This is a genomic window from Nocardiopsis sp. NPDC006198, from assembly GCF_040613895.1.
Lineage (GTDB): Bacteria > Actinomycetota > Actinomycetes > Streptosporangiales > Streptosporangiaceae > Nocardiopsis > Nocardiopsis tropica.
This window is the reverse complement of sequence record NZ_JBEXSY010000040.1, coordinates 1-14293: the sequence shown is the minus strand read 5'-3', so window position 1 is coordinate 14293 and position 14293 is coordinate 1. Positions and strand designations below refer to the sequence as shown.

The window sequence follows — 14293 nt, the reverse complement described above, 5'->3', positions numbered from 1 at the left end:
GACGGATCAGACACCGAACGCGACAAAGCGTCCCCTACTCCCCGAAGGCCCAAGCGATGGACACAACCGACGAATCCCCCGACGCCTCCACCGCCCCCGCGGTCCCGCGCTCCCGCTGGGAGGCCGTCCAACCCTGGCTCACCCTCGCCTGCCGGCTCGGACTCGCGGCCGTCCTCGTCTTCGCCGCCGTCTCCAAGTTCCCGCCCGCGCTCTCCGTCCAGGCGGTCGAGGCCTACGACCTCTTCCCCGTCGAGGTCGCCCGGCTCATCGGCTACACCCTCCCCCTGTTCGAGCTCGCCCTGGCGGCCCTCCTCCTCGTCGGACTCGCCACCCGCTACGTCGGAGCCGTCGGCGCCCTCCTCATGGTCGTCTTCATCGCCGGGATCGTCTCCGCCATGGCCAGGGGCCTGAACATCGACTGCGGCTGCTTCGGCGGCGGCGGACAGGTCGCCCCCGGGGAGACCACCTACGGGCTCTCCATCGCCCGCGACATCGCCTTCGCCGCCATGGGCGCCTTCATCGCGGTCTGGCCGCGATCACCCTTCGCCCTCGACCGCGCCATCGGGCTCTTCCGGTGACCCCGGAACCCACGACGGTCGACCACCTCCAGCAGTAGAAACAGGGGAAAGCATGGGGAGTGAAGCGCGCAAGCGCTCCCGCGAGAAAATCAGGGAACAGCGCGAACGGGAGAAGCGGGCGGCCAAACGCACCAAGACGCTCATCGTCATCGGCGCCGCCGCGGCCGTCGTCGTCCTGGTCGTCGGCATCGGGTTCGCCGTGCTCAACGCCGACCGCCGCGGCTCCGGGTACGAAGGGGCGCTCCCGCCCCAGGTCCTCCAGGAGGACGGCAGCGTCGTCCTCGCCCAGGAGGGCGCGCAGGCGCCCGTCGTCGAGGTCTACGCCGACTTCCAGTGCCCCGCCTGCCGCCAGTTCGAGCTGCTCAACGGCGACGTCCTCAAACGGAACGCCGCCGAGGGCAACGCCATCGTGCACTACCGGCCGGTGAGCATCTTCGCCCAGCAGCCGGTGCCCATCAGCAGCAACTCGCTGCGCGCCGGCGCCGCCGCACGCGCCGCCGCCGAGCACGGCTACTTCGTCGAGTACAACGACATCCTCTTCGAGAACCAGCCCACCGAGGGCAACGAGGGCTTCACCGTCGACGAGCTCAAGGACTGGTTCCGCCAGACCGACGCCAACGCCGAGCAGGAGGGCGAGTTCGACCGGCGGATCGACGAGGAGGCCGCCGTCGTCACCACGTTCACCGAGGACTACCTGCCCGCGCTCACCGAGGACGCCATGGCGGAGATCGGCGAGGAGACCCTCGGCACCATGGTCCTGTCCGACCTGATCTCCTGGGGAGCCGACAACGGGCACGACCCCGCCTTCCTCGACGGCACCTACACGGGCGAGATCATCACCGCCACCGGAACGGCCTACACTCGCTACAGCGGAGACAACACGTTCCGCGGCACTCCTTCCGTGTACCTCAACGGCGAGTTGCTCGACAACAACACCGCCATGACGGTCAGGGGCCTCAACGAGGCGATCGCCTCCGCGGACGCCGGTGAGGTCGACACCCAGCCCATGGGTGACGGGGGCGCGGAGTAGCACCCCTGACAGCACCCCCCGCACGCGGGGCGAACCCGAGAGCAGAGCAGTGACACTGTCGTCGACAGCTTCCGAGGGCGCGGCCGGGCTCGGCCGCGCCCTCGCGGCCATCCCCAGCCCCCAGATCAACGCGATCCCGATCGGCCCCCTCCAGATCCACTTCTACGCGCTGTGCATCCTCGCCGGCGTCGTCGTCGCCGTGGTCTGGAGCGAGCGCCGCTGGGCAGCCATGGGGGGTGAGAAGGGCACCATCATGGACATGGCCGTCTGGGCCGTGATCCTGGGACTGATCGGCGGCCGCCTCTACCACGTCATCAGCGACGCCCAGCTGTACTTCGGCGAGGGCCGCGAGCCCATCCGCGCCCTGTACGTGTGGGAGGGCGGCCTCGGCATCTGGGGCGCCGTGCCCCTGGGCGCCGTGGGCGTGTGGCTGGTGGCGCGCAAGCGCGGGCTGTCCATGTCCAAGCTGTCGTTCGCGATCGCCCCCACCATCCCCCTCGCCCAGGCCCTCGGCCGCTGGGGCAACTACTTCAACCAGGAGCTGTTCGGAGCGCCCACCGATCTGCCCTGGGCCGTGGAGATCACCCCCTACCCCGAGGGCCACCTGCGCCCCGGCATGGAGTTCGGCGTCACCACGTACCACCCCACGTTCCTCTACGAGTCCCTGTGGTGCCTGCTCCTGGCCGTGCTCCTGGCCTGGGCCGGACGCCGCTTCGAGGGTTCCCTCCAGGGCGGCCGGCTCTTCGCGCTCTACGTCATGGGCTACTGCGCGGGCCGTTTCTGGATCGAGTACCTGCGCGTCGACCCCGCCAACGACTTCCTGGGCATGCGCCTCAACAACTGGACCTCCATCGTCGTCTTCCTCGGCGCGCTCGCCTACTTCGTGTGGGCCGGACGCCGCATCGACTCCTTCTCCACCGCCGTCGTCCCCTACGGCCACGACGCCGGAACCCAGGTGTTCGGCGCCACAGCCGGCAGTGAGGTGCCCGACGACAGCACCGTCTACAGCGCCGTGGACAGCGAAGAAACGGGCTCCGGAACGCAAAATGGCAGCTCAGAGGAGGCGGGCACGGAATACCACCCGAGCCCTGAGCGATCTAGTACCGAGGGCTCGACCGCGAACGACGCCGGAGACACGGGAACCGATTCCGGGGCGAAGCCCGAGTAGCGCAGGGCTCCTGAACGCGGGCCGGCCGTGTCCGGCCGCGGAGCGGAGAACGCCCTGTACCTTTCGAGCAGACCACGGGTTGACGATTGAGAAAGACCGTGAGCAGAGCTGAGTCCGGGTACGGCCGCCGGGGACGGCGCGGCGGTTCACGCCGCGCCGGCCGGGCCTACACCGAGGACCACGCCGACGACTACGGCCACGACGAGGGCCGCGAGGACGACTACGATCCCGAGGAGGACTTCTCCGCGGAGTACGGTCACACCCGCACGTCCGACGCCGACACCGACGACACCGCCGACACCGCGGACCGGGCCGACGGGGACGAGGCGTACGACGACTACGACGAGTACGAGGAGGGGGCTCCGGCCGAGGACGAGGCCGCAGGCTCCCGGCGGTCCTCCCGCCGCAGGAAGGGCCGCGGGGCGACCGCGGCCGGAGCTTCGAGGCGCAGGGCGTCCGGGGCCAGGCGCGGCGGGGTCGGCAAGGTCTCGGCCTTCTCCGCGTCCGCGATCAAGAAGGTGTCGGTCCTGGGAGACCGCCCCAACCAGATCGTCTACACCCTCGCCGAGCAGAGCAAGCGCAAGCGCGGCACAGCCGTCCTCGGCGTCCTGCTGGGCGCGTTCAGCATCGCGCTGGTCGCCCTCCTCGGACTGCTGACCTTCCAGCTCTTCACGGGGTCGGGGGGCTCGGTCTCGGGCGGCGACGACTCGGTCGTGGCTCCGCCGGAGGGGCACAGCACCCTCACACCGGAGCTCTACCTGTCCGAGCCCAACCGCGAGGACGTGTTCGGCGCGATCAACGAACGCCCCGAGGGCGCGGAGCCGATGACCGAGGAGTCCGTGTTCGGGGCGGTCGGCGAGATCGGGCTCGACGACATGACGCTGGAGCTCCGCCAGAGCAGCGTCACCGACTCCTGCACCTCACTGGTGTGGGGCGAGGAGCTCGGCCAGACCCTCATCGACGCGAACTGCATCCAGGCCGCCACCGGTGTGTACACCGACGCGGGCGAGGAGCACATCGCACAGGTCACCGTCTTCGACCTGGCCAACGCCGATGAGGCCGCCAACGTCGAGGCCTCCCTGGACCCGACCAACGCCGAGAGCGACGCCGGATTCCTGCTCACGCAGAACGGCGACGACATTCCCGGCCTCCAGGAGGGCTACAGCCAGGCGAACGCCCAGGTCATGGGCCACTACCTGGCGGTGTTCTGGGTCGCCGACACCGACGGCGCCGACCCGGGCGACAACGCCGACCTGGCGAAGCTGAGCGTGGCCTCCATGAACTCCACGCAATTCATCTACGAGGAGGTCGTCGAGGCGGGTCGGGCCGAGGAGTAGGCCTGTCCCGCCCTGTCGGACGCCCCGATAGGATCTCGGACAGATCGACCCTTCCGCCAGGGTCGTGCGGGCGGGGTGCTTTCCGCCCCTCTCCCCAAGCGAACCGGGCCGGCCACGCGCGCGCGGCCGGCCCGCATCCGAGGAAAGGTCCACTGGGTGTCCCCTTCTGAACCGTCGGCGTCCGGTCCCGCCGGACGCCGGAGGAAAAACAGCGAGTCCGACGAGGTGTCGGCGGGGCCGTCCTCCCGCACGGGTGGGCGCCGCCGGGCCGGAGGCCGGAGGAAGCAGGAGACCAAGGGGCGCCGCCGTCCCCTCCTCGTGGTGGCCGGAGTGGCCGTCGTGGCACTGGCCGTGCTCGGTACCGTGCTGTACATGCGCCTCGGCGAGGGGGGCGGAGCGGACCAGGCCGCCCAGGAGACCCGGCCCGTCATGTACCGGGTGATCGACACCGGCCGCATGAACGAGGTGCTGACCTCCCGTGAGGACGACAGCCGCGCCCTCAACGCCGGAGAGCTGTTCGAGAGCCGCAACGCGGAGATCTCCAGCCAGGAGATCGACTTCACCCTGCGCGACTCGGACCTGAGCGACGACTGCTCGGCCGCGGTGTGGGGGGAGCAGGTCCGCACCGCCCTGGCCGAGGCCGACTGCACCCAGGCAGGACGCGCCACCTACGTCTCCGACACCTACTTCGGCGTGACGGCCGTGTTCAACCTCGCCGACGTCGAGGGGAGCAGGGCCGTCGCCGCCGCCATGAACGCGCCCGAGGCGGACGAGGCCGGGGCCGAAGGGGAGGGCGACGCCTCCCCGGACCCCGGGTTCGTGCTCTCCCCCTCCGGCGCCGACCCGTTCGACCGCCTGGGCGAGGGCTACAGCGCCAGCGACGCGATCGTCAGCGGCCACTACCTGGTCGTGGTGTGGGTCCAGCCCACCGGATCCGAGTCGGTCGAGGAGAGGGTCAGCCTCTCCGGCCCGCTCGTGGCGCTGGCGAACTTCCGCGACCCGCTCTACCGGCGGATGGTGCAGCTCGACGACGGCTCCGGGACCGGCCAGCCGGACGAGGGCACGCAGGAGGGCGCCGTCGAGGACCCGGCGGGGACCGAGGGCACGGTGCAGGACCCGGCGGGGACCGAGGGCACGGTGCAGGACCCGGCCGGAACCGACGGCACGGTGCAGGACCCCGCGGGTACGCAGGGCACCGCGGAGGACCCCGCCGGAACCGAGGGCCTCGGCACCGGAACCGGCTGAACCGCGCGCGGAGGGGCCCGGAGGACACGTCCTCCGGGCCCCTCCGCGCGTGCCGGGGCGGGAGTTCCCCCGCGGACCCCGTGCGGCCGTCCACCGGCCCCGGTGGGGTCCGGCGGGCGGGTGTCCCCGCCCGTGGCGTGGCGACCGGGGGAGTCGGGCCCCACCGGCGCCGTGCTGCCCCGGACAGCCCCGCGCGGCGCAGGCCGGGGCGGGACCTACACCTGGGCGAGCAGTGCGGCGGCCACGCCCCGCAGCTCCGCGAAGCGGTGCTCGGGCAGGTCGAGCAGCGTGTGGCCGGCCAGCCACCACGGCGCCGTGGACACGGCCTGCCGCGCGGTGCGCTTGTTGGCCGGGCGGCCCCCGAGCGCCGACACCTCGACGAGCCCGGCCCTCAGCGTGGCGGTGAGCGTGCCGTGCGCCCGCTCCTGCACGTGGGTCAGGAGGAGGTCGACAGCGGCGTCCGGAACCCCCTGCGCCCGCTCGCCCTCCGGGACCCCTCCCCGGCCCTCCTCGGCACGCGCTCGCGCCCCGCCCGGCGCGCCCGCACCCGGCTCGTCCACGTCCGGCGGGCGCCGCGTCAGGCGTACCGCGGTCAGGTCGTCGGCGCCGAACCCGCGCAGGAACCGCACCCGGAAGCGGGGCTCCACCAGGGCGCGCAGACCCCGCTGCCCCGCGGCGTCGCGCACGCACGCCGCGGAGGAGGGGACCAGGGCGTACACCGTGTCCGCGGCGGAGGCCAGGGCCGCACGCGCCGCCAGCCGCTCCCACCCGCCGGTCAGGTTGAGCACGGCGCAGTCGCCCACGGGCGCGGGCGCGTCCATCCAGGTGGACAGCCGTACCCGCCCGGCCGCCGACACCTCCGACGGCCACTCGCCCACCAGCGTCGGCTCCGCGCCCCCGGCGGCGGTCCGGCCGCCGTCCCCGCGCCCGTCGCCGTCCCCGCGCCCGTCGCCGTCCCCGCGGCCCCTGTCCGCGGCCCCCCGGCCGTCCAGGTCCTCGCGCACGCGGTCGAGCACCGCACGGGCGCGCCCGGCGTCGAGGCCGCCCCGGGCCTCCTTGGCGTTCACCCCCTGGCTGTACACCCTGGCGGCGTCGCCCGAGGGCGGCGCCGGGGCGCGCGTGAGCGGCCGGAGCACGTAGAGGTCGGAGGCCGCGCCGATGGACTCCGCGCCGTGGTACCGGTTGAAGTCCGGCCACACCGCCTCGAACAGCAGGTCCATCCGCGCCAGCCGCGACTGGGTGGCGGCCGCCAGCTTGGGCGTGGTCTCGCTGGCGCCGTACGCCACCAGGACCCGCCCCCGGCGGGGGTCGGCCATGCCCTCCACGCCGCGGCGCACGAACAGCTCCACCCCGTCGGCGGTGTACGGGGGATCGGTGAACACCACGTCCGCGACGCCGCGCACCGTGGACGGCAGTCCCAGGCGCAGGTCGGCCGTGTGGGTCCGCACCCGCAGGTCCAGCCTGTCGGCCAGCGCGTCGATGTGCGCCAGCACACGCTCGTCGATGTCGACGACCTCGGCCCGGGCGCCGGGGCACACGAGCGTCAGCGCGATCGAGGTCAGGTCGTGGTCGCCCACGCACAGCAGGACCCGGTCGTGCAGGTCGAAGCGCGTGGCCAGGAACAGGGCGCGGCGCAGCGCCGTCTCCGCGGTCGCGGTGACGTGGTCAAGGTCCAGGTCGGAGGCGGGTCCCTCGGCCACGGCTCGCGCCAGCTCGGCGTGGGCGCGGGCGTACCGGGGGAGGAGGTGCGCCACGGGGTCGGCGAGGTCGTCGCCGGCCGCGCCGGCCGCGCCGGCGTAGCCGGAGGGCCGCGCCAGGCGTACCCGGCTCTGGCGGCCGGCGCTCTCGGTGGCGAGTTCGCCGGCCTCGTCCAGCGCCTTGAGCAGCGACGACACCAGCGTGTACGCGACACCCGTACCCCGGACCAGGTCGTCGGCGCCCCACCACCGGCCGTCGGCGAGCAGCGCCAGGACCCGGCGGAGCCGGGGCATGTCCACGCCGTGGTCGCGCAGCAGCCGCAACGCGGCCTCGGGCAGCGGCGGCGCGCCCCCGGGCGGGTGCGCGGGGGAGGTGTCCGAAACCGTGACTCCTGGTGTTCGTGGGGTGTGGTCGGGGGGTGCGGAACCGTGGTCGTCCGGGTCCGGGAAAGTCGGGTGGCCTGCCATCCACCGATGGTCCCACGGGTCGGCGGGTGGCCGTGGCCGCCCAGGTCAGAACGGTCCGTCTCGGGTGAGGGACAGATCACCCACGTGGGGGACCCGGGCCCCCTTGGGCGGTGCGTTAACGCCGGGGTAATGTTGACCACCGGTACACGGCGTCACGCGGTCCCGGAGCGGAACACCGACCCACAGTCGGGGTTTTATCCACTTTGGGAGGTTTAGCGGGGTTCCCTCGTGGAAAAACCGGCTAGGCCAGCCCTCATCGGGGACAACCGAGAGGGACAGCACCGCCCCCCGCGGGCGAACCGCGAACACCGGCGCACCGCGGCGCCATCTGGTCTAGACCTTCGATTCGCATCGCGGCCGGACCAGCGTGTATAAGGGAACCCGCCCGAAACAGGGACCCCGACCGCCACCGGCGACCACGAGGACGTGGACGCGCGACGGTAGCGCGAAGGGCGCCCGCCCAGCGGGAACCGCCGCTCACGCGGCACACAACTACATCCGCACGCAGCAGGGCCAATGTCGTCCCGAATGCGCTTTTCACAAAGCCGACAAGAGACGACAGGGAGGGTAGATGCCCGCTGCTCAGGTGCGGCGTTCGTCCGTCCGAACGAACGCAGAATCCACTTCCCAGGGCCTGTACGACCCCACCTTCGAGCACGACGCCTGCGGTGTGGGCTTCGTCGCCGACCTCACCGGCCGGCGCAGCCACGACATCGTCGAGAAGGCGCTCACCGTCCTCCGCAACCTCGACCACCGGGGCGCCTCCGGCGCGGACCCCGACGACGGTGACGGCGCGGGCATCCTCACCCAGATCCCGCACGAGCTCTACACCGAGGTCTGCGACTTCGCACTCCCCGAGCCCGGCGCCTACGCCACCGGCATCGCCTTCCTCCCCGTCGACGCCGCCGAGCGCGCCGCCGCCGTCGAGGCCATCGACGCCATCGTCGCCGACGAGGGGCTGACCCTCCTCGGCTGGCGCGAACTGCCCTTCGAGCCCCAGTACAGCGGCCCCGCCGCCCGCCAGGCCATGCCCTACTTCGGGCAGCTCTTCATCACCGGCACCCCGGGCACCCCCACCGAGGGCCTCACCGGCATCGAACTCGAACGCCACGCCTACTGCGTCCGCAAGCGCGCCGAGCACGAGACCGACGTCTACTTCCCGAGCCTGTCCCCGCGCACCATCGCCTACAAGGGCATGCTCACCACCCCGCAGCTCGAACCGTTCTTCCCCGACCTGTCCGACCGGCGCTACGCGTCCGGCCTCGCCCTGGTCCACTCCCGGTTCTCCACCAACACCTTCCCGTCCTGGCCGCTCGCCCACCCGTTCCGCTTCGTCGCCCACAACGGCGAGATCAACACGGTCAAGGGCAACCGCAACATGATGCGCGCACGCGAGGCCAAGCTCGCCAGCGACCTCATCCCCGGCGACCTCGACCGCATCTTCCCCATCGTCGACCCCGACGACTCCGACACCGCGTCCTTCGACGACGCCCTCGAACTCCTCCACCTCGGCGGACGCACCCTCCCGCACGCGGTGCTCATGATGATCCCCGAGCCGTGGGAGAACCACACCGAGATGGACCCGGCCGTCCGGGCCTTCTACGAGTACCACTCCACCCTCATGGAGCCCTGGGACGGCCCCGCCTCGGTGTCCTTCACCGACGGCACCGTCGTCGGCGCCGTCCTGGACCGCAACGGGCTGCGCCCCGGCCGCTACTGGGTCACCGAGGACGGCTTCGTCGTCCTCGCCAGCGAGGCCGGAGTCCTCGACATCGACCCCGCCACCGTCGTCCGCAAGGGACGCCTCCAGCCCGGCCGCATCTTCGTCGTCGACACCGCGCAGGGCCGCATCATCGAGGACGAGGAGATCAAGGCCGAACTCGCCGCCGAACACCCCTACCAGGAGTGGATCGACTCCGGCGTCCTGCGCCTGGCCGAACTCCCCGCCGCGGACCCCGTCCCCGTCACCGAGCTCAACCTCGCCCAGCAGGTCTTCGGCTACACCGAGGAAGAACTCCGCGTCATCCTCACCCCCATGGCCCGCACCGGAGCCGAGCCCATCGGCTCCATGGGCACCGACACACCCGTCGCCGCGCTCTCCGACCGCTCCCGGCAGCTCTTCGACTACTTCTCGCAGAACTTCGCCCAGGTCACCAACCCGCCGCTGGACGCCATCCGCGAGGAGATGGTCACCAGCCTGTCCACCCTCCTCGGCGCCGAGCACAACATCCTCGACGCCGCCCCCGGCGACACCCAGCGGCTCGTCCTGCCCACACCCGTCGTGGACCAGGCCGAACTCGCCGCCATCGTCGCCGCCGGCCGCGACAACCCCGCCCTCAGGACCTACACCGTCGACGGCACCTACCCCGTCGACGGCGGCGGGGACGCCCTCTCCGCACGCCTCGACCAGATCAACACCGAGGTGTCCCGGGCCATCGCCGACGGCGCGCACATCCTCGTGCTCAGCGACCGCGGGGCCGGCGCCGACCGCGCACCCGTCCCCTCGCTCCTGCTCACCGGCTCCGTCCACCACCACCTGGTACGCGAGAAGACCCGCACCGAGGTCGGCCTCCTCATCGAAGCCGCCGACGTGCGCGAATGCCACCACGTGGCACTCCTCGTCGGCTACGGCGCCTCCGCCGTCAACCCGTACCTGGCCCTCGCCACCGTCCGCGACATGGTCGAACGCGGAACCCTCGGCGGCGTCGACGCCGACACGGCCGTCCGCAACACCGTCAAGGCGTTCGGCAAGGGCGTCCTCAAGGTCATGTCCAAGATCGGCGTGTCCACCGTCAGCTCCTACACCGGGGCCCAGATCTTCGAGGCCCTCGGCCTCGGCGCCGAGGTCATCGACCGCTGCTTCACCGGAACCACCTCACGCCTGGGCGGCGTCGGCTTCGACGTCCTCGCCGAAGAGGTCGCCATCCGCCACCGCCGCGCCCACGCCGCCAACCCCGGCGCCCACCGGCGCCTGGACGTCGGCGGCGAGTACCAGTGGCGCCGCGAGGGCGAACCCCACCTCTTCAACCCCGAGACGGTGTTCAAGCTCCAGCACTCCACCCGTACCCGCACGTACGAGATCTTCAAGGAGTACACCTCCAAGATCGACGACCAGGCCGAGAAGCTCATGACCCTGCGCGGGCTCTTCCGCCTCCGCGAGGGCGTGCGCGAACCCGTCCCCGTCGACGAGGTCGAACCCGTCTCCGAGATCGTCAAGCGCTTCTCCACCGGAGCCATGTCCTACGGCTCCATCTCCGCCGAGGCACACGAGACCCTCGCCATCGCGATGAACCGCCTCGGCGGCAAGTCCAACACCGGCGAGGGCGGCGAGGACCCCGCCCGCTTCACCCCCGACGCCAACGGGGACCTGCGGCGCAGCGCCATCAAGCAGGTCGCCTCCGGCCGCTTCGGCGTCACCTCCCACTACCTCAGCAACGCCGACGACATCCAGATCAAGATGGCCCAGGGCGCCAAGCCCGGCGAGGGCGGACAGCTGCCCGGCCACAAGGTCTACCCGTGGATCGCCGACACCCGGCACTCCACCCCCGGCGTCGGGCTCATCTCCCCGCCGCCGCACCACGACATCTACTCCATCGAGGACCTCGCCCAGCTCATCCACGACCTCAAGAACGCGAACCCGTCCGCACGGGTCCACGTCAAGCTGGTCTCCGAAGCGGGCGTCGGCACCGTCGCCGCGGGCGTCTCCAAGGCCCACGCCGACGTCGTCCTCATCTCCGGCCACGACGGGGGGACCGGCGCCTCGCCGCTCACCTCCCTCAAGCACGCGGGCACCCCCTGGGAGCTCGGCCTCGCCGAGACCCAGCAGACCCTCCTGCTCAACGGCCTGCGCGACCGCATCGTCGTCCAGGCCGACGGCCAGATGAAGACCGGACGCGACGTCGTCATCGCCGCACTGCTCGGCGCCGAGGAGTTCGGCTTCGCCACCGCGCCCCTCGTCGTCTCCGGCTGCGTCATGATGCGCGTCTGCCACCTCGACACCTGCCCCGTCGGCGTCGCCACCCAGAACCCCGCCCTGCGCGCACGGTTCTCCGGCCAGGCCGACCACGTCGTGAACTTCTTCGAGTTCATCGCCCAGGAGGTCCGCGAGTACCTCGCCCGGCTCGGCTTCCGCAGCCTCGACGAGGCCATCGGCGCCGTCGACCTGCTCGACACCACCGAAGCCGTCACCCACTGGAAGGCCCAGGGGCTGGACCTCGCACCCATCCTCCACGAGGTCGAACCCCGCACCGGCGACCACCGCACCCACCAGCGCATCCAGGACCACGGCCTCGCCAAGGCCCTGGACAACACCCTCATCCAGCTCAGCGAGGGCGCGCTCGACTTCGGCCGGCCCGTCCGGCTCGAACTGCCCGTGCGCAACGTCAACCGCACCGTCGGCACCATGCTCGGACACGAGGTCACCAAGCGCTACGGCGCCGACGGCCTCCCCGACGACACCATCGACGTGTCCTTCACCGGATCCGCGGGACAGTCCTTCGGCGCCTTCGTGCCCAAGGGCGTCACCCTGCGCCTGTCCGGGGACGCCAACGACTACGTCGGCAAGGGACTCTCCGGCGGCCGCCTCGTCGTCCGCCCCGCGGCCGAATCCCGGCTCGTCGCCGAGGACCACATCATCGCCGGAAACGTCATCGGCTACGGAGCCACCTCCGGCGAGATCTTCCTCCGCGGCGTCGTCGGCGAACGCTTCTGCGTCCGCAACTCCGGCGCGCTCGCCGTGGTCGAGGGCATCGGCGACCACGGCTGCGAGTACATGACCGGCGGACGCGCCGTCGTCCTCGGCCGCACCGGCCGCAACTTCGCAGCCGGCATGTCCGGCGGCATCGCCTACGTCCTGGACCTGGACGCCCGGCGCGTCAACACCGAGATGGTCGAGATCGACGCCCTCACCGACGAGGACCGCGCCTACCTCACCGACGTCCTCACCCGGCACCTGGCCGAGACCGGCTCGGACGTCGCCCGGCGCATCCTCGCCCAGGGCGACACCGGCCTCGCCCGGATCGCCAAGGTCATGCCGCGCGACTACAAGCGGGTCCTGCTCGCCCAGGCAGAGGCCGAAAGAGACGGCCGCGACGTCAACGAGGCCGTCATGGCCTCCGCGCAGTCCTGAGCGCCGGCCCACACGAGAGGAGGAGAAACACCATGGCCGACCCCAAGGGTTTCCTGAAGATCACCGAGCGGGAACTCCCCGCCCACCGCCCCGTCGACGTCCGCATCCAGGACTGGCGCGAGGTGTACGAGGACTTCGACCGCGCCACCGTCACCAAGCAGGCCTCACGCTGCATGGACTGCGGCATCCCGTTCTGCCACAACGGCTGCCCGCTCGGCAACCTCATCCCCGAGTGGAACCACCTCGTCCACAACCACGACTGGGCCGAGGCGATCGAACGCCTGCACGCCACCAACAACTTCCCGGAATTCACAGGCCGGCTCTGCCCCGCCCCCTGCGAGTCCGCGTGCGTGCTCGGCATCAACCAGCCCGCCGTCACCATCAAGAACGTCGAGGTCTCCATCATCGACCGCGCGTGGGAGGAGGGCTGGGTCAAGCCCCTGCCCCCCACCACACGCACCGGCAAGAAGGTCGCCGTCGTCGGCTCCGGCCCCGCCGGGCTCGCCGCCGCACAGCAGCTCACCCGCGCCGGCCACGACGTCACCGTCTACGAGCGCGCCGACCGCATCGGAGGCCTCCTCCGCTACGGCATCCCCGAGTTCAAGATGGAGAAGCGGCACATCGACCGCCGCCTCGCCCAGATGACCGCGGAGGGCACCGCCTTCCGCACCGGCGTCGAGATCGGCGTCGACATCACCGTCGACGAGCTCCGCGCCGGCCACGACGCCGTCGTCCTCACCGGCGGAGCCACCGCCTGGCGCGACCTGCCCGCACCCGGACGCGAGCTCAAGGGCATCTACCAGGCCATGGAGTACCTGCCCCTGGCCAACAAGGTGCAGGAGGGCGACTACGACCGCGCCCCCATCCACGCCGAGGGCAAGCACGTCATCGTCATCGGCGGCGGCGACACCGGCGCCGACTGCGTCGGCACCGCCCACCGCCAGGGGGCCGCGTCGGTCACCCAGCTGGAGATCATGCCCAAGCCCCCGGCGACGCGGCCCGACCACCAGCCCTGGCCGACCATGCCGATGCTGTACAAGGTCACCAGCGCCCACGAGGAGGGCGGACGGCGCATCTACTCCGTCAACACCCTGGAGTTCCTCGGCGACCAGGACGGCAACGTCCGCGCGCTGAAGCTGGTCGAGGTCAAGCGCGGCCCCAACGGCTTCGAGCCCGTCGAGGGCACCGAGCGCGAGATCCCCGCCGACCTGGTCACCCTCGCCATGGGCTTCGTCGGCCCGCAGAAGGAGGGCATGATCGACCAGCTCGGCGTCGAACTGGACGGCCGCGGCAACGTCGTGCGCGACAGCGACTACCGCACCACCGTCGACGGCGTCTTCTGCGCCGGCGACATGGGGCGCGGCCAGTCGCTGATCGTCTGGGCCATCGCCGAGGGCCGCTCCGCCGCCGCGGGCGTGGACCGCTTCCTCGCCACCGGGACCGGCCTCCCCGGCGGCACCAACCTGCCGGTGGCCATCCCGCCGACCGAGCGCCCCCTGGTCTAGGGGACGCCCGCACCGCGGGACACCGCAGCACACCACGCGTCGGGCGCGGGGGGAACACCCCCCGCGCCCGACGCGTTCCCGGCTGCCGGTGCCTGCCGGTGCCTGCCGGTGCCTGCCGGTGCCTGCCGGTGCCTGCC

General features: G+C 72.1%; 8 protein-coding genes. 7 read left to right on the top strand and 1 reads right to left on the bottom strand.

Annotated features, from left to right (window positions below; genetic code table 11):
• The first annotated feature begins 56 nt into the window (after positions 1–56).
• The 5 genes from ABZ234_RS23250 (at position 57) to ABZ234_RS23230 (ending at position 5358) form a co-directional block, all read left to right on the top strand.
• A complete protein-coding gene (locus ABZ234_RS23250; RefSeq protein ID WP_330159381.1) occupies positions 57–578 on the top strand; it encodes a MauE/DoxX family redox-associated membrane protein in 522 nt (173 codons plus the stop codon).
• A gap of 52 nt (positions 579–630) precedes the next feature.
• Entirely contained in the window at positions 631–1608 is a 978-nt protein-coding gene (locus ABZ234_RS23245) for a thioredoxin domain-containing protein (RefSeq protein WP_355013437.1), read from the top strand.
• A 55-nt stretch (positions 1609–1663) separates the two neighbouring features.
• Entirely contained in the window at positions 1664–2776 is a 1113-nt protein-coding gene (lgt, locus tag ABZ234_RS23240; protein ID WP_344181753.1) for a prolipoprotein diacylglyceryl transferase, read from the top strand.
• Between the two features lie 98 nt (positions 2777–2874).
• Positions 2875–4113 carry a hypothetical protein gene (locus ABZ234_RS23235; RefSeq protein ID WP_355013436.1) on the top strand — a complete coding sequence of 413 codons (1239 nt, stop codon included), beginning with the start codon at positions 2875–2877 and terminating at the stop codon, positions 4111–4113.
• Positions 4114–4269: 156 nt separating this feature from the next.
• The gene (locus ABZ234_RS23230; protein WP_355013435.1) at positions 4270–5358 is read left to right on the top strand and encodes a hypothetical protein; all 1089 of its coding nucleotides are present in this window, start codon (positions 4270–4272) and stop codon (positions 5356–5358) included.
• A gap of 215 nt (positions 5359–5573) precedes the next feature.
• On the opposite strand, the gene ABZ234_RS23225 is transcribed toward ABZ234_RS23230, so the two are convergent.
• On the bottom strand, positions 5574–7523 hold the full coding sequence (locus ABZ234_RS23225; RefSeq protein ID WP_355013434.1) for a bis-aminopropyl spermidine synthase family protein: 1950 nt from the start codon (positions 7521–7523) through the stop codon (positions 5574–5576).
• A 571-nt stretch (positions 7524–8094) separates the two neighbouring features.
• Between ABZ234_RS23225 and gltB the strand changes: the two genes are divergently transcribed.
• A complete protein-coding gene (gene gltB / locus ABZ234_RS23220; protein ID WP_355013433.1) occupies positions 8095–12651 on the top strand; it encodes a glutamate synthase large subunit in 4557 nt (1518 codons plus the stop codon).
• A 32-nt stretch (positions 12652–12683) separates the two neighbouring features.
• Positions 12684–14156: a glutamate synthase subunit beta gene (locus ABZ234_RS23215; RefSeq protein ID WP_267945757.1), complete on the top strand. Its 1473-nt coding sequence runs from the start codon at positions 12684–12686 to the stop codon at positions 14154–14156.
• The last annotated feature ends 137 nt before the right edge of the window (positions 14157–14293 follow it).

What these genes read in the sequence shown, in the direction of transcription:
- ABZ234_RS23250 (WP_330159381.1), top strand. Translation starts at nt 57, where the DNA reads ATGGACACAACCGACGAATCCCCCGACGCCTCCACCGCCCCCGCGGTC.
- ABZ234_RS23245 (WP_355013437.1), top strand. Translation starts at nt 631, where the DNA reads ATGGGGAGTGAAGCGCGCAAGCGCTCCCGCGAGAAAATCAGGGAACAG.
- ABZ234_RS23225 (WP_355013434.1), bottom strand. Translation starts at nt 7,523, where the DNA reads ATGGCAGGCCACCCGACTTTCCCGGACCCGGACGACCACGGTTCCGCA.
- gltB (WP_355013433.1), top strand. Translation starts at nt 8,095, where the DNA reads ATGCCCGCTGCTCAGGTGCGGCGTTCGTCCGTCCGAACGAACGCAGAA.
- ABZ234_RS23215 (WP_267945757.1), top strand. Translation starts at nt 12,684, where the DNA reads ATGGCCGACCCCAAGGGTTTCCTGAAGATCACCGAGCGGGAACTCCCC.